20 protein-coding genes are annotated in these 23,849 nt (G+C 40.9%); 18 read left to right on the top strand and 2 right to left on the bottom strand.

Annotated features, from left to right (window positions below; all coding sequences use genetic code 11):
- Window positions 1–435: 435 nt before the first annotated feature.
- The 5 genes from EJF36_RS20005 (at window position 436) to EJF36_RS19985 (ending at window position 5,635) form a co-directional block, all read left to right on the top strand.
- A complete protein-coding gene (locus EJF36_RS20005; protein ID WP_125907991.1) occupies window positions 436–1,617 on the top strand; it encodes an acetyl-CoA C-acetyltransferase in 1,182 nt (393 codons plus the stop codon).
- 243 nt (window positions 1,618–1,860) lie between these two features.
- On the top strand, window positions 1,861–2,724 hold the full coding sequence (locus EJF36_RS20000; protein ID WP_125907990.1) for a 3-hydroxybutyryl-CoA dehydrogenase: 864 nt from the start codon (window positions 1,861–1,863) through the stop codon (window positions 2,722–2,724).
- A complete protein-coding gene (locus EJF36_RS19995; RefSeq protein ID WP_125907989.1) occupies window positions 2,721–3,842 on the top strand; it encodes an acyl-CoA dehydrogenase in 1,122 nt (373 codons plus the stop codon). Before EJF36_RS20000 ends, EJF36_RS19995 begins: the two co-directional genes overlap by 4 nt.
- 15 nt (window positions 3,843–3,857) lie before the next feature.
- Complete coding sequence (locus tag EJF36_RS19990) at window positions 3,858–4,997, top strand: acyl-CoA dehydrogenase (protein ID WP_125907988.1); 1,140 nt, start codon at window positions 3,858–3,860, stop codon at window positions 4,995–4,997.
- A 17-nt stretch (window positions 4,998–5,014) separates the two neighbouring features.
- Window positions 5,015–5,635, top strand: coding sequence for a TetR/AcrR family transcriptional regulator (locus EJF36_RS19985; protein ID WP_125907987.1), 621 nt, complete (start codon window positions 5,015–5,017; stop codon window positions 5,633–5,635).
- A 96-nt stretch (window positions 5,636–5,731) separates the two neighbouring features.
- On the opposite strand, the gene EJF36_RS19980 is transcribed toward EJF36_RS19985, so the two are convergent.
- Window positions 5,732–6,409 carry a hypothetical protein gene (locus EJF36_RS19980; protein ID WP_125907986.1) on the bottom strand — a complete coding sequence of 226 codons (678 nt, stop codon included), beginning with the start codon at window positions 6,407–6,409 and terminating at the stop codon, window positions 5,732–5,734.
- A 114-nt stretch (window positions 6,410–6,523) separates the two neighbouring features.
- Between EJF36_RS19980 and icmF the strand changes: the two genes are divergently transcribed.
- The 3 genes from icmF to EJF36_RS19965 all read left to right on the top strand — a co-directional run bounded on the left by icmF (window position 6,524) and on the right by EJF36_RS19965 (window position 12,780).
- Window positions 6,524–9,778, top strand: coding sequence for a fused isobutyryl-CoA mutase/GTPase IcmF (gene icmF / locus EJF36_RS19975; protein ID WP_125907985.1), 3,255 nt, complete (start codon window positions 6,524–6,526; stop codon window positions 9,776–9,778).
- 263 nt (window positions 9,779–10,041) lie between these two features.
- Window positions 10,042–10,644 carry a DNA-directed RNA polymerase subunit delta gene (rpoE, locus tag EJF36_RS19970; RefSeq protein WP_125907984.1) on the top strand — a complete coding sequence of 201 codons (603 nt, stop codon included), beginning with the start codon at window positions 10,042–10,044 and terminating at the stop codon, window positions 10,642–10,644.
- A 528-nt stretch (window positions 10,645–11,172) separates the two neighbouring features.
- Window positions 11,173–12,780: a CTP synthase gene (locus tag EJF36_RS19965; protein WP_125907983.1), complete on the top strand. Its 1,608-nt coding sequence runs from the start codon at window positions 11,173–11,175 to the stop codon at window positions 12,778–12,780.
- Between the two features lie 260 nt (window positions 12,781–13,040).
- Here EJF36_RS19965 and EJF36_RS19960 read toward each other — a convergent pair whose 3' ends face one another.
- Window positions 13,041–13,544, bottom strand: coding sequence for a DUF2529 family protein (locus tag EJF36_RS19960; protein WP_185806985.1), 504 nt, complete (start codon window positions 13,542–13,544; stop codon window positions 13,041–13,043).
- 158 nt (window positions 13,545–13,702) lie between these two features.
- On the opposite strand from EJF36_RS19960, the gene EJF36_RS19955 reads away from it, so the two are divergent.
- From EJF36_RS19955 to EJF36_RS19905, 10 genes are all read left to right on the top strand, one after another.
- Window positions 13,703–14,077: a response regulator gene (locus tag EJF36_RS19955; RefSeq protein ID WP_125907981.1), complete on the top strand. Its 375-nt coding sequence runs from the start codon at window positions 13,703–13,705 to the stop codon at window positions 14,075–14,077.
- A gap of 183 nt (window positions 14,078–14,260) precedes the next feature.
- The gene (locus EJF36_RS19950) at window positions 14,261–15,118 is read left to right on the top strand and encodes a class II fructose-bisphosphate aldolase (protein ID WP_125907980.1); all 858 of its coding nucleotides are present in this window, start codon (window positions 14,261–14,263) and stop codon (window positions 15,116–15,118) included.
- 620 nt (window positions 15,119–15,738) lie between these two features.
- Window positions 15,739–16,389, top strand: a complete 651-nt coding sequence (gene fsa / locus EJF36_RS19945; protein ID WP_125907979.1) for a fructose-6-phosphate aldolase — start codon at window positions 15,739–15,741, stop codon at window positions 16,387–16,389.
- Window positions 16,390–16,868: 479 nt separating this feature from the next.
- Complete coding sequence (locus EJF36_RS19940; protein ID WP_125907978.1) at window positions 16,869–18,155, top strand: UDP-N-acetylglucosamine 1-carboxyvinyltransferase; 1,287 nt, start codon at window positions 16,869–16,871, stop codon at window positions 18,153–18,155.
- 204 nt (window positions 18,156–18,359) lie between these two features.
- Window positions 18,360–19,322 (top strand): class II fructose-bisphosphatase, encoded by a 963-nt coding sequence (gene glpX / locus EJF36_RS19935; protein ID WP_125907977.1) that lies wholly within the window; start codon window positions 18,360–18,362, stop codon window positions 19,320–19,322.
- A 765-nt stretch (window positions 19,323–20,087) separates the two neighbouring features.
- Window positions 20,088–21,377, top strand: a complete 1,290-nt coding sequence (rho, locus tag EJF36_RS19930; protein ID WP_125907976.1) for a transcription termination factor Rho — start codon at window positions 20,088–20,090, stop codon at window positions 21,375–21,377.
- A gap of 150 nt (window positions 21,378–21,527) precedes the next feature.
- The gene (gene rpmE / locus EJF36_RS19925) at window positions 21,528–21,728 is read left to right on the top strand and encodes a 50S ribosomal protein L31 (protein WP_125907975.1); all 201 of its coding nucleotides are present in this window, start codon (window positions 21,528–21,530) and stop codon (window positions 21,726–21,728) included.
- 342 nt (window positions 21,729–22,070) lie between these two features.
- Window positions 22,071–22,643 carry a thymidine kinase gene (locus EJF36_RS19920; RefSeq protein ID WP_125907974.1) on the top strand — a complete coding sequence of 191 codons (573 nt, stop codon included), beginning with the start codon at window positions 22,071–22,073 and terminating at the stop codon, window positions 22,641–22,643.
- A 43-nt stretch (window positions 22,644–22,686) separates the two neighbouring features.
- Entirely contained in the window at window positions 22,687–23,157 is a 471-nt protein-coding gene (locus EJF36_RS21945; protein ID WP_395940603.1) for a PCYCGC motif-containing (lipo)protein, read from the top strand.
- Window positions 23,158–23,235: 78 nt separating this feature from the next.
- Window positions 23,236–23,658: a hypothetical protein gene (locus EJF36_RS19905; protein ID WP_125907972.1), complete on the top strand. Its 423-nt coding sequence runs from the start codon at window positions 23,236–23,238 to the stop codon at window positions 23,656–23,658.
- Window positions 23,659–23,849: the final 191 nt, after the last annotated feature.

The raw sequence follows: 23,849 nt of genomic DNA, 5'->3' as shown, positions 1-23,849 counted from the left end.
CAGAGAATGATAGGAGGTTGCGCGCAAATAAAAGGGGATTTGCGCGTAACGCATGCTATGTGTGTAAAATCTGGTTCGTTAGTGTTGCTGCGGAAGCGGCTGCCAGCAGAAAATACGCATAAACACACCGATTTTACGCATAAACGTCAAAAATTCGCGCATAAACCCATAAATTTCACGCATAAATGCAAAAAAAATACGCATAAACCCATAAAATTCACGCATAAGATAGCGAGGCAGATGATTGATTCAGTTTTATGCATATACTCACACACGCTAAAACGATAAACAAACCACATATAACACAATCAAAGTTTAGACGTTGTATCCGCACATTTTACAACGTCTATCTTTCTGATAAACCTCTGAGCGAGCGTTCAGTCACAAAACAACCTAACTGAAAAGTACGAAACGGAAAAACAAGGGGGAAATGCAATGGGGAAGACGGTAATTGTAAGTGGAATTCGCACGCCATTCGGAAGATTTGGAGGAACACTGAAAGATGTAACAGCACCTGAGCTGGGCGGCATAGTTATTAAAGAAGCGGTCAAGCGAGCAAACTTACAGCCTGAAGACATTGATGAGGTCATTATCGGCTCTGTTCTGCAAGGAGGACAAGGGCAAATCCCGTCTCGACAGGCGGCACGCCACGGGGGTCTACCGTGGAATGTGAAAACAGAAACGATTAATAAAGTGTGTGCATCTGGGATGCGCAGCGTGACACTGGCAGATCAAATCATCCGCGCCGGAGATGAGACTGTCATTGTGGCAGGCGGTATGGAGTCTATGAGTCAAGCGCCTTACATCGTGCCAAATGCTCGCTGGGGGCTGCGTATGGGTGATAGCGCAATGAAGGACTTAATGATATACGACGGACTAACTTGTAGCTTTACAGGTGTTCATATGGGAACGTACGGAAACACAACAGCTGAGGAGTTCGACATCAGCCGTGAACAGCAGGATGAATGGGCATACCGAAGTCACGAGCGTGCTATACAGGCCATTGAAAGCGGAGTATTCGCAAAAGAAATAACACCTGTTGAAATTCAGCAACGAAAAGAACCTGCAATCATATTCGAACACGATGAAGCACCACGTAAGAATACAAACCTTGAATCATTAGCCAAATTAAAGCCAGTGTTCGGTTCATCAGGTACGATTACAGCTGGCAATGCCCCGGGTGTCAACGATGGGGCAGGGGCATTTGTATTAATGAGTGAAGAGGAAGCTGCGAAGCGAGGTCTCAAGCCACTTGCAACTATTGAGGCGCACACGTCGTTAGCTGTAGAAGCGAAGGATTTTCCGCAAACACCAGGGCTAGTTATCAATAAGCTTTTACAAAAAGTAAATAAAACCGCTGCGGATATCGATTTATATGAAATTAATGAAGCGTTCGCTGCTGTAGCATTAGCTAGTATACAAATAGCAAAGCTTGATGCTGAAAAAGTAAATGTAAACGGGGGAGCCGTTGCGTTAGGGCATCCGATAGGAGCTAGTGGCACGCGCATCATTTTAACACTAATCAATGAGCTTACAAGACGAGGCGGAGGATATGGGATCGCGGCAATATGCTCTGGTGGCGGGCAAGGAGATGCGATACTGATTAAGGTGGAATAGCACGCTAAGTGATCTTAAGGAGATACGATTTTGAACAAGATGCAAGTGCACTAAGTGATCTCAAGGAGATGCGATTTTGATCAAGGTGGAAAAGTGCACTAAGTGATCTCAAGGTAATGCCGTTGCAGCTAAGGTCAATAGTGCACTAAGTCCTGAAGGTGATTTCATTTTATAAAAGGTATAAAAAGGGTGACGTACAAGTCAGGTTGCCATTTTAGCAAAGAACAATAGGGGGATAAATGAATGGTCGTACAAAAGGTTATGGTTATTGGCGCAGGGCAGATGGGTTCTGGAATTGCACAAGTGTTTGCGGCCGCTGGCTTTCACGTTGTGTTACACGATTTGAAAGAAGAGTATGTTGACCGCGGTATAATGACAATTACTAAAAATCTAAAGCGACAAGTAGACAAAGGGAAATTAACAGAACAGGCTGTAACATCTATTTTATCTCAAATAACACCTTCGACAAATCTCACTTCAGCTAGTGATGTGGACTTGGTTGTCGAGGCGGCTGTGGAGAATCTCGATATAAAAGCAAAGCTATTTGCTAATTTAGATAAAATAGCACCGGAACATGCTATTTTAGCAACGAACACATCGTCACTACCAATCACGGAAATTGCTGCGGCGACAAAGCGCCCTCAACAAGTAATTGGCATGCACTTTATGAACCCAGTACCAGTTATGCGATTGGTCGAGATTATTCGTGGTCTTGCAACAACTGATGAAGTGTACGAAACAATTGAATATATAACAAAGCAACTACAAAAAGTACCAGTTGAAGTAAATGATTTCCCAGGGTTCGTTTCGAATCGCATTTTAATGCCGATGATTAACGAAGCCATTTACACGTTATATGAAGGTGTGGCCACAAAAGAAGCAATAGATGATGTCATGAAGCTTGGTATGAATCACCCAATGGGCCCACTTACTCTAGCTGATTTCATCGGTTTAGATACGTGCTTATATATTATGGAAACGCTCCATGAAGGCTTTGGTGATGACAAATATCGCCCGTGTCCACTTCTACGAAAATATGTAAAAGCAGGCTGGCTCGGTCGCAAATCAGGGCGTGGCTTTTATGTGTATGAGGAGGGACGAACGTGAACTTCAACTTCACCGAAGAACAGCAAATGATGCGAGCGATGGTACGTGATTTTGCTGCAACAGAGGTCGCCCCCATAGTAGAGCGGATGGAACAGGGTGAATTTCCTCGGGAAATTGTAAGGAAAATGGCTGACCTTGGCTTAATGGGCATTACAATACCTGAACAGTATGGCGGAGCAGGGATGGATTTCACCTCTTATATTATTGCGATTCATGAGCTATCAAAGGTGAGTGCCACTCTTGGAGTAATTTTATCAGTGCATACGTCTGTTGGCACCAATCCTATTCTTTATTTTGGAACAGAGGAACAAAAGCAAAATTATGTGACCAAACTGGCTAGTGGGAAGTTCTTAGGTGCTTTTTGCTTAACAGAACCAGGCGCGGGCTCTGATGCTGCGAGCTTGAAAACAAAAGCTATAAAACAGGGTGATGCCTATATTATCAACGGAAGCAAAGTATTTATCACAAATGGTGGTGAAGCAGATACGTATATTGTCTTTGCTAGAACGGACAACGACATTTCTGCTTTTATCGTGGAAAAAAACACCCCTGGCCTTATTATCGGCAAGGATGAAAAAAAGATGGGACTTCATGGGTCCCGTACAGTGCAGTTAACGTTTGATAATATGCGAATTCCTGCTGCGAACTTACTTGGCAACGAGGGCGATGGCTTTAAAATTGCAATGGCTAACCTTGATGTAGGTCGCATTGGTATTGCGGCACAATCGTTAGGGATAGCTGAGGCTGCCTTGCAGGCTGCGACGCATTATGCAAAGGAACGCGTACAATTTGGTAAACCTATAGCTGCCCAACAAGGGGTAGGCTTTAAGTTAGCTGATATGGCAACTGCCGTTGAAGCTAGCAAACTATTAGTCTATCAAGCAGCTTATTTAAAAACAGAGGATGTACCTTGCGGGGAACAAGCATCGATGGCTAAATTGTTTGCCGCGAAAACCGCGATGGATACTGCTATTGACGCTGTTCAAATTTTGGGAGGTAACGGCTATACAGAGGATTATCCTGTTGAACGCTACTTCCGCGATGCGAAGGTATGCGAAATATACGAAGGCACTAGCGAAATACAACGTCTTGTGATTTCAAGGTATTTAACAAAATAGAGGAGGGAATTGGAAATGAACTTTAGATTAACAGAAGAGCAAGATATGCTACGAAAAATGGTACGTGATTTTGCGAAAAATGAGGTAGAACCAACAGCTGCTGAGCGTGATGAGGAAGAGAGATTTGATCGTGATATTTTTACGAAGATGGCAGAACTGGGTTTGACAGGAATTCCGTGGCCTGAAGAGTACGGTGGAGCGGGGATGGATTTTGTAAGCTATTGTATTACGGTTGAAGAACTATCACGCGTTTGTGCATCAACAGGTGTAACGCTATCAGCACATATCTCACTAGCAAGCTGGCCGCTATTTAAATTCGGAACAGAAGAGCAAAAGCAGAAATATTTAAAACCGTTAGCGCAAGGAGAAAAGCTCGGGGCCTTTGGTTTGTCAGAGCCTGGAGCAGGATCAGACGTTTCGTCCATGAAAACAAGAGCTGTACTAGATGGGGATTATTACATTTTAAACGGTTCAAAAGTATGGATTACAAATGGAGGCGTAGCAGATATTTACCTTGTATTTGCGATTACAGACGCTGAAAAAGGTGCAAAGGGCATTAGTGCCTTTATTTTAGAAAAAGAAATGGAAGGGTTTTCTGTAGGGAAAAAGGAGAAAAAACTAGGTATTCGCTCATCGCCAACAACAGAGCTAATTTTTGACCAAGTAAGAGTTCCTAAAGAGAACTTACTAGGAAACGAGGGAGAAGGCTTCAAAATTGCGATGATGACACTTGACGGAGGTCGAAACGGGATCGCGGCACAAGCTGTAGGCATTGCGCAAGGTGCGCTTGACGCTGCGGTTGCATACGCTAAGGAGCGCGTCCAGTTTGGTAAGCCAATTGCCGCTCAGCAAGGTGTAGGCTTTAAACTAGCTGACATGGCAACAAGTGTCGAGGCGTCTAGACTACTAACCTATCAAGCTGCCTGGAATGAATCAAATGGCTTATCATACGGTTTAGAGTCAGCGATGAGCAAACTGTTTGCGGGAGATACAGCGATGAAGGTCACAACGGATGCTGTGCAAGTATTCGGAGGCTACGGATATACAAAGGATTATCCTGTCGAGCGTTACATGCGTGATGCGAAAATTACCCAGATTTATGAAGGCACACAAGAAATACAGCGTCTTGTTATTTCGCGTATGCTTACGAAATAGAAGTAGGATGTGGGACTGTGAAAAAGCAAGAGGTACCGGCTTCTGTGAAGGACGAACAGCTTGTGAAAAAACGGCGGAATCAAATGATCAAAGGGGCTATTAATCTTTTTAAAGATAAAGGCTTTCACCGCACCACAACGCGAGAAATTGCAAAAGCGTCAGGCTTTAGCATCGGTACACTGTATGAGTATATTCGCAAAAAAGAAGATGTGCTTTACTTAGTGTGCGATAGCATTTATGACGAGGTACGTAATCGACTCGAAAAAGAAATCGATCATGCTAACGGTACATTAGACAATTTAAAGCTTGCGATTCGCTACTATTTTACAGTGTGCCATGATATGCAGGATGAAGTGCTCGTTATGTATCAGGAGGCAAAATCGTTATCAAAAGATGCGTTGCCATACGTGTTGAAAAAAGAATTAGAAATGGTCGCGATGTTTGAGAATGTGCTACAAGCGTGTGTCGATAATGGTGAGCTAGCTTTAGACAAACAAGACGTTCATATTTTAGCTCACAACATATTTGTTCAAGGGCAGATGTGGGCCTTTCGAAGATGGGCACTTCAGAGAGAGTATACACTTGAGCAATATATCGAACTTCAAACCAATTTATTAACCAAAGAATGCAGTGTTTAAAGAGAAATAGATTTATAAAAGGGGTAAGAACGTGAATTTGCATCAAACTTAGTTTCAGATGTAACGAACGCAACGAGTTGCTAATAGAAATCGATGCTACCAAGTGTGCATCGCACCAAACAGGGTGTGCACCGCACCAAACAGGGTGTGCACCGCACCAAACAGGGTGTGCATCGCACCAAACAGGGTGTGCATCGCACCAAACAGGGTGTGCATCGCACCAAACAGGGTGTGCATCGCACCAAACCGGGTGTGCATCGCACCAAACAGGGTGTGCATCGCACCAAACAGGGTGTGCATCGCACCAAACAGGGTGTGCATCGCACCAAACCGGGTGTGCATCGCACCAAACAAGGTGTGCATCGCACCAAACCGGGTGTGCACCGCACCAAACCGGGTGTGCATCGCACCAAACCGGGTGTGCATCGCACCAAACAGGGTGTGCATCGCACCAAACAGGTTGTGAATCGCACCAAACAGGGTGTGCATCGCACCAAACAGGATGTGCATCGCACCAAACAGGGTGTGAATCGCACCAAACAGGGTGTGCATCGCACCAAACAGGGTGTGCATCGCACCAAACCAAGTGTGCATCGCACCAAACAGGGTGTGCATCGCACCAAACAGGTTGTGAATCGCACCAAACAGGGTGTGCATCGCACCAAACAGGATGTGCATCGCACCAAACAAGGTGTGCATCGCACCAAACAGGGTGTGTACCGCACCAAACAGGGTGTGCATCGCACCAAACCGGGTGTGCATCGTACCAAACAACGTTCATACGTCACGCTAAACGTCTACGTTTAAGCTAGAACATGCAAAACATGCACCGCATCGATAACTAGCACGGCTGGCAACTAAGTATTAACAAAGCAAAGGGGGATTTAGATGCAGGAGACGAATGTCTATCGACCGAAACATCCGATTCGATTTGTAACAGCTTCGAGTTTATTTGATGGTCACGATGCGTCCATTAATATTATGCGCCGCATTTTACAAGCGAGTGGTGCAGAGGTTATTCATCTAGGACACAACCGCTCAGTAGAAGAAGTCGTCAATGCGGCAATTCAGGAGGATGTCCAAGGTATTGCCATTTCTTCATACCAAGGTGGTCATGTCGAATATTTTAAATATATGTATGATTTGTTAAAGGAAAAAGGTGCAAGTCATATTCGAATTTATGGTGGCGGTGGTGGTGTTATTATCCCTAAGGAAATCCGCGAACTGCATAACTATGGGATTGCACGCATCTTCTCCCCAGAGGACGGTCGTGAGCACGGATTACAAGGCATGATTAATATCATGCTAGAAGAGTGCGATTTCTCAACAGTGGATAAACTCGATAGTACGTCTCGCTGGTCAACAAAGGACCACGGAACGATTGCCAAATTAATTACACTAGCGGAAAATCAATACACTACGAATGCAGAAACCGCCGCTACTATATTACGAGATATGAAAACTGAAAATAAAACAATTCCCGTGCTCGGTATTACAGGTACGGGAGGAGCGGGTAAAAGCTCTTTAACAGATGAGCTTGTTCGCCGATTTCTACAAGAATTTCCTGAAAAGCATGTCGCCATATTATCAATTGATCCAACAAAGCAAAAAACAGGCGGAGCTCTTCTTGGGGACCGTATTCGTATGAATGCAATTTTCAATGACCGTGTTTTTATGCGAAGCCTTGCTACACGAGGGTCACGTTCAGAGTTGTCGCTTGCTATTTCAGATGCGATCCAAGTTGTAAAAGCAGCGGGATATGATCTTATTATTGTCGAGACAAGTGGAATTGGGCAAGGAGATGCGGGTATTCATGAAATTTGTGATCTAAGTATGTATGTCATGACGAGCGAGTTTGGCGCACCTTCCCAGCTTGAAAAAATTGATATGTTAGATTTTGCTGATATTATTGTCATCAATAAATTTGAACGCAAAGGCTCAGAGGATGCGAAACGCCAAGTTCAAAAGCAATACCAGCGCAGCCGCATGCTGTTTGACAAAGAACTAGATGATATGCCCGTATACGGCACGATTGCAAGCCAATTTAACGATCCAGGCACTAATACGTTGTTTGCAGCCTTAGTGGCAGCTGTGAACGACAAAGCGGGCACGCAATGGGAAACGTCGTATCCGCTTATGAAAAAGCTCGTAGAAAAACAAAATGTCATCATACCGGTCGATCGTCGCTACTACTTACGAGAAATTGCTGAAACGGTTCGTAAGTATCATAAGGTAGCCATACAGCAGGTTGAAATGGCACGAAGACTTTTTCAAATAGAAGGAGCGCTTGCTGAATTACGTCAGCGTGAAATGAATGATGATGTTGTCGCATCACTACAAGCCATAAAAGACGAGTTTCAAGCTAAATTATCTGGAGAATCTCGTCGGATTTTAGCGACATGGGCAGAGGAAAAAGAACGCTATTCAGCGGATCAGTATATAACAAAAATACGAGATAAAGAGATCGTGACCGAGTTAAAAACAAAAAGCTTATCAGGTTTATCTATTCGTAAAATTAGCTTGCCGGGCTTTGTTGATTACGGTGAAATTCTTCGGTGGGTGTATAAAGAAAACGTACCAGGAAAGTTCCCTTACACAGCGGGTGTATTTCCATTTAAACGTCAAGGCGAAGACCCTAAGCGCCAATTTGCAGGAGAAGGGACGCCAGAACGAACCAATAGGCGATTTCATTATTTGTGCCAAAATGACTCGGCGAAGCGCTTAAGTACAGCGTTTGATTCAGTAACACTGTACGGCGAAGATCCTGCTATTCGACCAGACATATATGGGAAAGTTGGCAATAGTGGTGTAAGTGTATGTACGCTTGACGATATGAATAAACTTTATGCCGGCTTTGATTTATGTCATCCTTCCACCTCTGTCTCAATGACAATAAATGGTCCCGCGCCAATTGTACTAGCGATGTTTATGAACACAGCGATTATCCAGCAGATTCATGCTCGGGAAGAAGAGCTTGGCCGTTCTTTAACTGAGCAAGAGCTAGACGAAGTGAAGGCATATACATTGCAAACTGTTCGTGGAACTGTGCAAGCCGATATTTTAAAAGAAGACCAAGGACAAAATACATGCATTTTCTCAACTGAGTTTGCGTTACGAATGATGGGGGATATTCAGCAGTATTTTATCGACCATAAAGTCCGTAATTACTATTCTGTTTCCATATCTGGCTATCATATCGCGGAAGCGGGCGCTAACCCGATTACACAGCTCGCGTTTACACTAGCTAATGGTTTTACGTATGTAGAATATTACTTAAGTCGTGGTATGCATATTGATGACTTTGCACCAAACCTCTCGTTTTTCTTTAGTAACGGATTAGACCCAGAATATACTGTGATTGGTCGAGTAGCACGTCGTATTTGGGCTACGGTTATGCGTGATAAGTATGGTGCGAATGAAAGAAGTCAAAAGCTTAAATATCACATTCAAACATCAGGACGCTCGCTGCATGCGCAGGAAATTGACTTTAACGATATTCGTACAACATTACAGGCATTAATGGCCCTACAAGATAATTGTAATTCGTTGCATACGAACGCGTACGATGAAGCTATTACAACACCAACAGAAGAATCAGTCCGTCGCGCCATGGCTATCCAATTAATTATCACAAAAGAACATGGATTATCGAAAAATGAAAATCCATTACAAGGCTCATTTATTGTGGAAGAGTTAACGGATTTAGTAGAAGAGGCTGTTCTTGCTGAGTTTGACCGTATTAATGACCGTGGTGGCGTGTTAAGTGCGATGGAGATGCAGTATCAACGTGGTAAAATTCAAGATGAATCAATGTTTTATGAGATGAAAAAGCACACAGGGGAGCTACCAATTATCGGAGTGAACACGTATAAAAATCCTAATCCACCGTCAGAGGAAGACATAGATCAGCTTGAGATTGCTCGTTCTACCGAAGAAGAAAAGCAAACACAAATTCAAAACTTACAACAATTCCAGATGAAGCATGAAGATATTGCTGATGCTGCTCTTACTCGCTTGAAAAAAGTAGCAGTAAGTGAAGGAAATATATTTGCAGAGCTTATGGAGACGGTGAAAGTGGCAAGTCTTGGTCAAATTACGCAAGCGTTATATGAAGTAGGCGGACAATATAGAAGAAATATGTAACAAAAAGTATACATGCACTTGGATGTAACAATCCAAGTGTATTTGTTTGGCTTACTTGTGAGCAGAACGACGCCATGGTTCTAGTAAGGTGAGTATGCTACTATAAATACATCGTAAAAATAAAAGATTTGCCATTACTGCTGGCATAAATGAGTTGAATTTGTTTATAATGAATGGTATGTATTTTATAGACCACTACATTTATAGTTAAAATGCTCATACATAACAATGAGATATAGAGAATATCGAAAGGGAGTGCCAGAATGAGTTTAAAGCAATACTCCGAAGAACAGTTGAAAGAAATATCCCTAGTTGAGCTTATTTACCTAGTCCTAGAAGATAAAGGTCAAGCAGTAAGCTTCAATGATTTACTTGCTGAGGTTACGGCAATGGCTGGCTTAACAGAAGACCAAGTGCGTTCTAAAGTAGCTCAATTATACACAGATGTTAACATCGACGGTCGTTTTATTAGTATTGGTGACAATCGTTGGGGCTTACGTTCTTGGTATCCGTATAACCAAATCGAAGAAGAAACAACTCCAACTATTCGTCCGAAGAAAAAGAAAAAGCGTGTTGAAGACGAGGACGAGTTTGATGACGTTGATGTTGATGTCGACGATTTTGATGAAATTGAAGAAGACGATCTCGACTTCGATGATGAAGATGATGATGAAGTTATTGAAGACGAAGACGATGATGATGCAGATGACGACGATGCAGATGATGATGACTTTGAAGAGGACATCGTTGAAGATGAAGTTTTTGACTTAGATGAAGATGAAGATGAAGAAGAAGAAGATTTAAGTCTAGATGAACTTGCTGAAGAAGAAGCAGAAGAATTTGAAGAAGATGAGGATGATTTATAAAAATAAATCTACCTTGACTTTATATTAAATAATTTGTACAATCTTTTTTGGGCTCCATTAATTTGGACGATGTAATAATAACAAGCACAAAATGCTCCCTTACGCACTCATGTAGCAGTGCGTAGGTGGAGCATTTTTTTATTTTTTTTACATGGAAAATACAATATTGGCTCCTTATTTTAACTTTTTTGTGCAAACTAAAAAGAAAAGTGAAACGCTTGTATAGGAATGTAACGCCTAGAATATGACACTCCGTTTTAGTAAGTGTGTTATCCACACCTTGGCTTACAAAAGAGTATAAAAATAAGTGTCTAGCTTCGAGCATCTTCGTAAGAACTTGAGAAAGTATAAGTGAAAAGTAGTGCTTTTCACAGCTCTTAAGGGAAAATAAACACCATGGTTCTTTGGTGGCTTCGGTTCGGTTGATGAAGTCAATACCCGACTTCACGGTCTGATCCTCTAGCGCTTGTAGCCGCTAAGTTAACACTTTGCACTTTTCTTGAAAAATACATAGTAGGGGGAAAACAAATGACTAAGTATATATTCGTAACAGGTGGCGTTGTATCTTCTTTAGGAAAGGGTATCACGGCAGCATCATTAGGACGTCTTTTAAAAAACAGAGGATTAAGTGTTACCATTCAAAAGTTTGATCCATATATTAATGTGGATCCAGGTACGATGAGTCCATATCAGCACGGAGAAGTGTTTGTAACAGATGATGGAGCGGAAACAGATCTTGATTTAGGCCATTACGAGCGTTTTATCGATATAAACTTAACAAAATACAATAATGTGACAACAGGTAAAATCTACTCAACCGTTATTAAAAAAGAGCGTCGCGGGGATTATCTCGGTGGAACTGTTCAAGTTATTCCACACATTACAAATGAAATTAAAGAACGTGTTTTCCGTGCAGGAAGAGAAACTGGAGCAGATGTAGTAATCACTGAAATCGGGGGAACAGTGGGAGATATTGAATCTCTTCCATTTTTAGAAGCTATTCGCCAAATTAAGAGTGATATTGGTCGTGACAATGTCATGTATATCCATTGCACACTTATACCGTACATTAAAGCTGCTGGCGAAATGAAAACAAAGCCAACACAGCATAGTGTTAAAGAACTTCGTAGCTTAGGAATACAACCAAATGTCATTGTAGTGCGTACAGAAATGCCAATGACACAAGACATGAAAGACAAAATTGCTTTATTTTGTGATATTGATACGCGTGCTGTTATTGAAGCAGAGGATGCTGACACTTTATATGCTGTACCTCTTGCATTACAAGCACAGCATTTAGATCAAATTGTTTGTGACCACCTAAAGATGTCTTGTGGACAAGCAGACATGACAGAATGGACAGCTTTAGTTGATAGAGTTAGAAACTTATCTAAAAAAACGACGATTGCTTTAGTCGGTAAATATGTTGAGCTTCAAGATGCGTATATTTCTGTTGTGGAAGCATTAAGACACGCAGGATATTCATTCGATAGCGATATTAGTATCCGCTGGATAAATTCAGAGGATGTGACAGATGAAAATATTGCAGATTACATGAATGGTGTGGATGGAATCTTAGTACCTGGTGGCTTTGGTGACCGAGGTATTGATGGGAAAATTACAACAATTCGCTATGCTCGCGAGCAAAAAGTACCGTTCCTTGGTATTTGCTTAGGCATGCAGCTTGCATGTGTAGAATTTGCCCGAAACGCAGTCGGACTTAAAGGAGCACATTCAGCAGAGATTGACCCTAACACACCATATCCGATTATTGATCTACTTCCAGAGCAAAAGGATATAGAAGACTTAGGTGGCACGTTAAGATTAGGGCTATTCCCTTGTAAAGTTTCTGAAGAAACAAAAGTATGGGATGCATACAAAGATGAAGTTGTATATGAGCGTCATCGCCATCGTTATGAGTTTAACAATCAGTTCCGTCAAGTCATGGAGCAAAACGGATTTAAATTCTCTGGTACTAGCCCAGATGGACGACTTGTTGAAATTATTGAGCTTGAAGATCACCCGTGGTTCGTAGCGTCTCAGTTCCATCCGGAATTTTCATCGCGTCCAACAAGACCACAACCATTATTCCATGACTTTATTCAAGCGTCATTAAAGTACAGTGAAAAGTTATAATTTAGCATAAAAAATCGGGCTGTGATGGCCCGATTTTTCTATATTCGGATATTGATAAAAATTAATATTGCCACCAATTTCTAAGGTGGTGAATTTGCATAACGTACACCTATTGCACTGACGTCTAGCATCAAGCGCCAACGATTCATAGGGAAAAATAAACAGCATTCTTTTTTACGCCGCTTCAAATCATCCGATGAAGGTCATAGAGAGACTTTGCGCTCAATTCTCCATCTCTGACACCGCTCTGCTTTTTGTACCTACATATCCTCTAAAATGTCATGAACATTGAGAGTAATTAAGTGGTATATATACAAAGACAACAGTCCATAAGGGTAGCCGCGACGTACACCATCCTCACCAGGAACAAGCCCGTTTTTTAAATGTGTACGTAACACAACATCGGCATGTGACACCGGGTCGCTGTTTGATGTAATTACGATAAATGGAATGTCCCGTTTGTAAAGCGTTTCGCATAATGAGGCTGTTTTCTCGTCAGAATGATCCCTAGCTAAAATGAATACGCGGTCTATACTTGTCACCTCGTTAATATCAGTAAGCTCTTTAGCAGAGGGAAATCCCTCTTTACCATACAGTGCTTCATACACCACGCTTTTCATTTCGTCTTGTCCGTATACATACACTGTACCATCACCTACGATAGCTTGTGCTAGTAAGCGGCCGCTATCTTCAATAGCCTCTGCTTCTTGCTCTTGAATTTTATTAAATAAACCTAACAATTGAGTTGTAAATATCTTTGACAATACAATCATCCTTTTTCCGTAAAAATATACTAATATCGTAGCATTGTCGTATCAATTGTGCAAAATTTGTCGATTGCTTTTTAAAGGAGTTTATGGTTACAAATCGAATCTATGTTATACAAGTATGTTTGTTTACAAAATAGAGAGGTGAGGATTTTATCATGGAAGCCAAAATTTTAGTAGTAGACGATCAATATGGTATTCGAATTTTATTAAATGAAATTTTAAGCAAAGAAGGCTACAAGACGTTTCAAGCAGCCAATGGGATTCAAGCTCTTGATATCGTAGAAAATCATAAGCCTCATTTAATGCTTTTAGATATGAAAATACCAGGAATGGACGGAATTGAAATTTTACGAAGATCAAAAGCGATTGATCCAACTGTACAAGTGATTATTATGACAGCGTATGGTGAACTTGATATGATACAGGAGGCAAAAAACTTAGGTGCTATAACACACTTTGCTAAACCATTCGATATTGATGAAATTCGTGCAGCTGTTAGAGAGCATTTACCTTTATCTGCAAAATAAATATGACAAATCAGCAACTTTTTTAGATGATATCGCTTACATAAAGACTCAGCTATTGCTCTAAATGGATAACCTTTGCTATGCTTGTAATGTCAGTTCGGGTTATACATATTTCTACATTTTATTGTTAAAAATAATCTAAGAAATGCCTGAACATAAAGTATAAACTAGGGAGGATTCACAATGCCTTTAGTATCCATGACTGAAATGCTAAAAAAAGCGAAAGCTGAAGGATATGCAGTTGGTCAATTTAACTTAAATAACCTTGAGTATACGCAAGCTATCCTACAAGCTGCTGAAGAAGAAAAATCACCTGTTATCTTAGGTGTATCTGAAGGTGCAGCTCGTTATATGGGCGGCTTCAAAGTTGTTGTTGCAATGGTTAGATCTTTAATGGAAGAATACAAAACTACAGTACCTGTGGCTATTCACTTAGACCATGGTTCAAGCTTTGAGTCTTGTGCAAAAGCAATTCATGCTGGATTCACATCTGTCATGATTGATGCATCTCACCACCCATTTGAAGAAAACATTGAAACAACTTCAAAGGTTGTTGAATTAGCACACTTCCACGGTGTTTCTGTAGAAGCTGAGCTAGGTGTTGTTGGTGGACAAGAAGACGATGTTATAGCAGATGGCGTAGTTTACGCAGATCCTAAAGAGTGTGAAGAGTTAGTTAGCCGTACTGGTATTGACTGCTTAGCTCCAGCACTAGGTTCAGTTCATGGACCATACAAAGGTGAACCAAACCTTGGATTCGCTGAAATGGAAGAAATCGGGAATGCTACAGGTGTACCTTTAGTTCTTCACGGTGGTACTGGTATCCCAACTAAGGATATCCAACGTGCTATTTCTCTTGGAACAGCTAAAATCAACGTAAACACAGAAAACCAAATCGCGTCAGCTAAAACAGTTCGCGAAGTATTAGCAGCTAAGCCTGAAGAGTACGATCCACGTAAATTCTTAGGCCCAGCTCGCGACACTATCAAAGCAACTGTTCAAGGTAAAATCCGCGAATTTGGCTCTTCAAATAGAGCATAACTTTAACGACCCTAGAGCCGCTTCTCACAAAAGAAGCGGCTCTTTTAATTGGCAGCATGGGGACGGTTCTCATGCTGCCAAGCTTTAACGCAACATCCAGAACGCATCTAGCTCAAAATTACCATCATCGCGGGTGCTACCAAAAATGCTAAACATTTTTTTCGGATGCGAAATGTTACCCGAAAATGATCAGCTGAGTATACAAAAAAAGTATGAAAGTGTTAAAACTAGAGCCATGGTAGAAATAAAGCTAATCGGTCGCATCGAGTCCAATCTCCAAGTTTTGTGACCTTTTTTTTTCTCAATCTGTGCAAAAATAAACAGATGAAGCATTAGAGCATAGCGCTATTCGTCTCACTATGACGCATATTTAAAATATGGTCAGCCAACTTACAAGCCTTATTTGTCTTAATGCCTGATTCATATACAAGTTTTCCACTATTTATGAACATGTGATAAATGCTTCGTTTTGCAGCAACTTTTATACATGCATAGAATTTGGCAGACTAAGAACCGTCCCCACTCTGCCATGGATAAAAAAACCTTGTCCAATTTTTAGAGAAATGTCCGACATTATTGTATAATCGATGTAAGGTGTTTCATAAAAGGGAGGATGTTATATGAGATTCTTTATTGATACGGCTAATTTAGAGGAAATTAAAGAGAGCAATAAGCTTGGAGTGCTTAGTGGCGTAACAACAAACCCAAGCTTAGTAGCAAAAGAAAATGTATCATTCCATGACCGCTTGCGTGAAATCACTAGTGTAGTAACTGAAGGATCTGTTAGTGCTGAAGTTATTGCTACTAAAGCTGAAGAAATGGTAGAAGAAGGGAAGCAATTAGCTGCGATTGCACCTAACATTACCATTAAAGTGCCGATGACTCCTGATGGACTGAAAGCGGTTAAAATATTCAGTGAGTTAGGCATTACAACGAACGTAACGTTAATCTTCTCGGCTAATCAAGCACTTCTTGCAGCACGAGCGGGTGCGACTTACGTATCACCGTTTTTAGGTAGATTAGATGATATAGGCCATGACGGATTAGAATTAATTACAACTGTGTCAGACATCTTTACCATCCATAATATTGAAACCCAAATTATTGCAGCGTCTATTCGCCATCCGATTCATATCACAGAAGCAGCAGTGCGAGGTGCACATATCGCGACTGTACCTTATAAAGTGCTTATGTCACTATTTAATCACCCATTAACAGATGCTGGTATTGAAAGATTTTTAGCAGATTGGGAAAAAGCTCAGCAAAAATAAGACTATAAAGGTTAATGCTTGTCCACGTGTACTGAATTTTGTTTCCATTCAAGTCGGTGATAAGCACTATCGCATGATAAAGCGAAGTGAAATCAGTCTTAGCAAGGCGTTCCGCGAAGGTGGAAAAACGAGGTGCTAGGCACTTTCGTGAAGTAAGGCGAAGGTGAACCGAGTCGTAGGATCCAACAAACGAGTAAAAAGCGACCTGTAGCAAAATGTTAATTCCACGTGAAAAAGCGAATAAGTTTTTAAAAAATAGGTAATGAATGTGCTAAGTCTTATGCCAACTATAAATTAGCATGGCATAAGGCTGTATTTCAATAATTTTAAATACCAAAATTTACATCGTATAAATACATGTGAAATAAAAATTTATTTTTTTATACATGAAAAATGTAAATTGGTGTAAACTAACAAAAAAAGTAACTCAGCGTGTTTTATGAAGTATAGTATTTACACGACTACGAAGGGAGATCAAAATGGAAAAGCTTAAAATTGCCGGTGGCTATCCATTAAAAGGAACAGTGCGTATAAGTGGAGCAAAAAACAGTGCTGTTGCACTTATACCAGCTACCATTTTGGCTCAATCACCTGTGACAATAGAAGGATTACCTCATATTTCAGATGTGGAAATTTTAAAAGATTTACTAGAAGAAATAGGGGGACAAGTTAAGTTAGATAGCAAAGAAATAGTTGTGAACCCAGCCGACATGATTTCGATGCCACTACCAAATGGAAAAGTTAAAAAGCTTCGTGCTTCCTATTATTTGATGGGTGCTATGCTAGGTCGCTTTAAAAAAGCCGTTATTGGTCTACCAGGAGGATGTCACCTTGGCCCACGACCAATTGATCAACATATAAAAGGCTTTGAGGCACTTGGTGCAAAAGTGACAAATGAGCAAGGAGCGATATATTTACGCGCTGAAGAGCTTCGTGGCGCAAGAATATATTTAGACGTTGTTAGTGTAGGGGCAACAATTAATATTATGCTTGCAGCAGTACTTGCAAAAGGTAAAACTATAATTGAGAACGCGGCAAAAGAGCCTGAAATTATCGATGTGGCCACTCTTTTAACAAACATGGGTGCAAAAATTAAAGGCGCGGGAACAGATGTTATTCGTATAGAAGGTGTGAAGGAGCTTCACGGTTGCCGTCATAGTATTATTCCCGACAGAATTGAAGCGGGTACATACTTAATAGCAGGTGCAGCTGCTGGCTCAGAGGTCATTATTGATAACGTCATTCCTCTTCACTTAGAGTCTTTAATTGCAAAGTTACGTGAAATGGGCTACACAATTGAAACTAGTAATGATCAAATTATGGTCGTAGGTGCGAAGGATTTAAAAGCAGTGGATGTAAAAACACTCGTTTATCCGGGATTCCCAACCGACTTACAGCAGCCGTTTACATCACTTCTTACAAAAGCAGCTGGTACAAGCATTGTAACAGACACCATATACAGTGCTCGTTTTAAGCATATTGATGAACTACGTCGCATGAACGCAGAGGTTAAGGTTGAGGGGCGTTCTGCAATTATAAATGGTCCAACAAGGCTCCAAGGAGCTAAGGTGAAAGCAAGTGATTTACGTGCAGGTGCAGCGTTAGTTGTAGCTGGTTTAATGGCCGAAGGTGTTACAGAAATCACGGGATTAGAGCATATTGACCGCGGCTACAGTTTCCTCGAAGAAAAGCTAACTGGAATTGGCGCTACAATTTGGCGAGAAGCTATGACAGCTGAAGAAATTGAACAAGTGCAGAATTCATAAAAACCTTCCCAAATGAGTAAATATGATATATTATTAACGTATAATACGTTAAATAGTATGTCATATTTATTTTTTTATGTGTAAAAAGTATGGTATTTCTGACAGGGGACTCAATTTTTTAGTAAGGAAAACGTTCATGGTACGTATTGGGGAGATGAATGCCATGAGTGTTTTGTATATAAAAATATGAGGAGGAACTAGGGGATGGAACGAAGTCTTTCAATGGAACTTGTTCGTGTTACAGAGGGAGCAGCCCTTGCTGCAGCTAGATGGATGGGACGCGGAAATAAAGAAGAGGCGGACGAAGCTGCTGTGTCTGCTATGCGTGACGTATTTGATACAGTGCCAATGAAAGGAACGGTCATGATCGGAGAAGGGGAAATGGATGAGGCTCCGATGCTATATATCGGTGAAAAGCTAGGGACAGGCTATGGACCGCGGGTCGATGTAGCAGTTGATCCGCTTGAAGGAACGAGTATTGTCGCTTCTGGTGGGTGGAATGCATTAGCTGTACTTGCCGTGGCTGACCATGGGAATATGCTTCATGCACCGGATATGTACATGGATAAAATAGCTGTTGGACCTCAGGCAGTAGGTGTTATTGATATTGAAGCACCTATCATCGATAATCTTCGTGCAGTTGCAAAAGCTAAAAATAAAGATGTAGAAGACTTAGTTGCAACAGTCCTCAACAGACCGCGTCATGAAAAGATTATTCAAGAGCTCCGAGAAGCGGGTACTCGCATTAAATTAATTAATGACGGGGATGTAGCAGGAGCTATTAACACCGCGTTTGATGTCACTGGTGTCGATATTTTATTTGGAAGTGGTGGCGCACCTGAAGGAGTACTTGCCGCTGTTGCTCTAAAATGCTTAGGGGGCGAAATACAAGGACGCCTATTACCACAAAATGATGAAGAATATCAACGTTGCTTAAAGATGGGATTACAGGTTGAAAAGGTTTTACGCATGGAAGACTTAGTAAAAGGCGACGACGCTATTTTCGCTGCTACAGGTGTCACAGATGGAGAGCTTCTACGTGGCGTTCAATTTAAAGGAACATATGGAGAAACACACTCCGTTGTTATGCGAGCAAAAAGCGGTACCGTCCGGTTTATTGATGGACGTCACAGCTTAAAAAAGAAACCGAATCTTGTTATGAAGTAAGTGCCAAACCGCACTTGCTTTTTTTTGTAGGCAGACAGGGGACGGTTCTCATACTGCCAAAGAGTGACCAAAATACAATCGCGCAACTTGAAACAGGGCAAATGTCCTGGTATCATCAAAGCCTCGGCTGCAAGAGGGCGCGCGTCCTGGTAGCGGCAAAGAGCAGACTTGAGGCTAACAAAGTGCAGACCAAAGAAGTCCCAGCCCTTGAAGTTACAAAGAGCAGCCAGTCGCCTGCGTGTGCTGATTCAAAAAAAAGCAAAATGAAAAGTGTTGCTCTTCCTCATACGGCAAAGAGTAGACCGAAAGAAGACACGCCCCTTGAAGCTAACAAAGAGCAGAACTAAAGAAGTCGCAGCCCTTGAAGCTAACAAAGAGCGGACAACAAGGATATGTCGTTCCTCGTAATGATTAAAGTCCCACACCTACAGAGCAAAATGCATTAAAGTCCCACACCTATACAAAACACAAAATGCAAGAATTTTCTAAATTGACATGCAGGATTTCTGTTGTATTTATAGAAAATGTATTAGTACTTAAGGATTATTACGTTAAAATGTCCTTATAAAAACAGGGAGGATGATGAGAAATAGAGTTTGCTCTTGATTATTGTATAAAGAACAAGGTAAAATATAAATTGCTACGTTTGTACTAACTCTCAATCTTTGCTTCAAACATTAACCTTCTCCAGCTTCAGTTTTTCATCCATATTCTTTTTCGTACATATGGACGAACAAATCATAAAAATTAAAGAGTGGTGTTTAGATGAGTTTAACAATTACTAATTTGGAAGATATGAAGTTAAAAGAGCTGTATGAGCATGCTCGTCAATATAAAGTATCGTATTACAGTAAGCTAACAAAAAAAGAACTAATATTTGCTATTTTAAAAGCCCAGGCTGAGCAAGACGGCTTATTATTTATGGAAGGCGTCCTTGAAATTATCCAATCGGAAGGATTTGGATTTTTACGCCCAATCAATTATTCGCCAAGCTCTGAAGATATTTATATATCTGCCTCACAAATTCGTCGTTTTGACTTAAGAAACGGTGATAAAGTATCGGGGAAAGTAAGACCACCAAAAGAAAATGAGCGATATTACGGACTTTTGCATGTTGAAGCGGTAAATGGAGAAGACCCAGAAACAGCAAAAGAACGTGTGCATTTTCCTGCATTAACCCCAATTTACCCAAATCGTCAAATTACGCTAGAGACTGAACCTCATAAGACTTCTACGAGAATTATGGACCTCATCGCACCTGTAGGTTTTGGCCAGCGCGGACTCATTGTTGCTCCTCCTAAGGCAGGAAAAACAATGCTACTGAAAGAGATTGCAAACAGTGTCACAACAAACCATCCAGAAGCTGAATTAATCGTACTGTTAATCGATGAGCGACCTGAGGAAGTAACAGATATTGAAAGATCTGTTGTTGGTGATGTAGTAAGCTCTACATTTGATGAAGTGCCGGAAAATCATATTAAGGTTGCCGAGTTAGTACTAGAACGCGCGATGCGTCTCGTTGAACATAAAAAAGACGTTATAATTTTGATGGATAGTATAACTCGTTTAGCGCGTGCCTATAACTTAGTTATCCCACCAAGTGGCCGTACGTTATCAGGTGGTATAGATCCAGCGGCGTTCCATCGTCCAAAACGCTTCTTTGGAGCAGCTCGTAACATTGAAGAGGGGGGCAGCTTAACAATTCTAGCAACTGCTCTTATTGATACAGGCTCCCGTATGGATGATGTCATCTATGAAGAGTTTAAAGGAACAGGTAATATGGAATTACATCTTGATCGCTCTCTTGCAGAGAAGAGAATTTTCCCTGCTATTGATATTCGCCGTTCTGGAACACGTAAAGAAGAATTGCTTGTACCAAAAGAGCATCTTGATAAATTATGGGCCATTCGTAAAACATTGTCAGACACACCGGACTTTGCAGAACGTTTCTTAAGAAAGCTCAAACAGTCGAAAACAAACTCTGATTTCTTCGCTGTGCTTGATGAAGAAATGAAAGCAGCAGGTATGTCACCATCTAGACGTGGGGGACAATAGTTTCCATTAATTGTGTCATAAATATAGTTGCAATTTACGTGTTAGCTTGATATAATTTCATCAGTGTGTTTTTGAGCTTCAGACGGATATAATCCGTCTCTAGAATAAACTCTGTTTCGAAAGACTCAGGGCAATAAGGAGATGAAAAGAATGAAAGCAGGAATCCATCCTAATTTTAAAAAAGTTATGGTTACATGTGTATGTGGCAACGAATTTGAAAGCGCATCTGTAAAGAATGAGCTTAAAGTTGAGGTTTGCTCTGAATGCCATCCATTCTACACAGGACGTCAAAAGTTTGCTGCTGCAGACGGACGCGTTGATAGATTTAATAAAAAATACGGCCTTAAGTAATAAAAGCGATGCTGCCTAAAAGGTAGCTTTAAGCAACATTACTCAAGAACCGGTTACAGACAAGTGCCATCTAAGGTGCTTGTCTGTTTTTGTTATATAGCAAAATTTATAAAAAAATTTCAGTACCGCTACGTTATTAAAATAATAAATTTTTGTGAACTAACTTATATATTAATTTGAAATAAACACCGATATAATCCAACCTCACCCTCTTCTTTCCCTCATTCTCGCAGGGCCCCTGTTTCCCGTTTTTTCCGTCTGAAAAACGCTAAGTTTATCTTTTTTCACATACGAATACGTGCTATCCTTATTAAAGATGATTTTTTACAAGGAGAGACGACAATGGCACAGTTGTTTTTTAAATATGGGGCAATGAACAGTGGTAAATCAATTGAAATATTGAAAGTGGCACATAATTACGAAGAACAGGACAAGCCTGTCATGATATTTACATCTGGCATTGATGATCGTGATGAAGTCGGGTATGTATCTTCAAGAATAGGGTTCCGTCGCAAAGCAACCCCAATCTTCACAGACACTAATATATATGAGCTTGTCGAGCAAACGAATCCGAAACCATATTGTTTGCTTATTGATGAAGTACAGTTTTTATCTAAAGAACACGTTTTACAGCTTGCAAAAATTGTAGATGCCCTCGATATTCCTGTGATGGGCTTTGGTTTGAAAAATGACTTCCGTAACGAGTTGTTTGAAGGTAGTAAGTATATGCTGTTATATGCTGATAAAATTGAGGAAATGAAAACAATATGCTGGTTCTGTAAACGCAAAGCAACGATGAACCTGCGTGTGACTGAAGATGGTAAACCAGTATACGAAGGAGAACAAATTCAAATAGGTGGGAACGACGCTTACTATCCTGTCTGTCGAAAATGTCATGCGAATCCTGCCATCTAATAATCAATTTCATCTTTTAAAAAATAATGATGGAGGTGCACGCATGCGCAATCTATGGAAGGTAACGGGACTAGTAGTAGCTTCAATTATGATTGCTACTGGCTGTAGTAGTGCGACAAAAGAGAATGCAGCATCAAATGATTTTCCACCTTTAGAGTATAATACTGAAACGAAAACATGGTCACCAATGATGGTTGAGTATGGCTCTGATATATCGTTAGAGGCTTACCTATTTGCCATAGAGCATCCTGAAGTACTCGATTATATGCCGTGTTACTGTGGGTGCGAAGAAGTCGGTCATGAAAACACTACAGATTGCTTTGTTGATTCAGTTGAAGGTGCTGTAGCTACACTAGATAGCATGGGCCTTGGCTGAGGAATCTGTATACAAATAGCCCGTGAGGCTAAAGCAGAATTTTTAAAAGGAACAGATTTAACTACAATACGTAACATAGTAGATAAAAAATACGGCAATGGTTCAGGAACACCAACACCAATGCCGCCTGCACAATAAGCATCCTTATCGGATGCTTATTTTTCATGGGTAAGAGGGGGAGTAATTGCACACACTGTTTAAAAAGGGGTGTGCAACGTGAAATTATTAAACTGTTTACTCGCAACATTATTTGTATTATCTGCCTGCGCCGTTAATACGGAGGATCCAAATATGTTAAATGGAGATGAAAATGGAGGGCTAAATGCGCTTGACATAAACAACGGCCAAACGCTTGATCGCCGCACATATGAAGAAAATCCGAATATGTTAGATATGGGCGGCACAAGAAATCATGTTAATCTTGAATCAGACTTTGATAAAATTCGAGAGGCTGTCGCGCTAATGGATAATTATGAAGTAAACAGTGTGTTTGGTGATGGATACACAGTGTACGTTACTGTTTCTACAAATGAGAAACTATCGAAAAAACAAAAGCAACGAGAAATAGATAACATACGAGAAGCAATTATCACGGCCAATCCGAGATATGAGTATAAAATTGATTTGAAATCAAAGTAGCATGGTGTTATAACTGTGCTACTTTGTTACGTTGCCGCGCTATAATAGTGTTGTACGGATTTGGTGTCGACGTTCGACAGATAGACCGTAATAGCCTGCAGCCTACTCGTACGTGCTCAAAAAAACGAAGTAAATAGCCAGCTATCGTATGCCGGTGGGGGGTAAAACAAGAGATTTAACCCTTCATCAGA

The sequence above is a fragment of the Bacillus sp. HMF5848 genome, assembly GCF_003944835.1.
In the GTDB taxonomy this organism is placed as follows: domain Bacteria; phylum Bacillota; class Bacilli; order Bacillales; family HMF5848; genus HMF5848.
The sequence above is the reverse complement of the archived record's forward strand: the minus strand, read 5'-3'. Positions and strand labels throughout refer to the sequence as shown.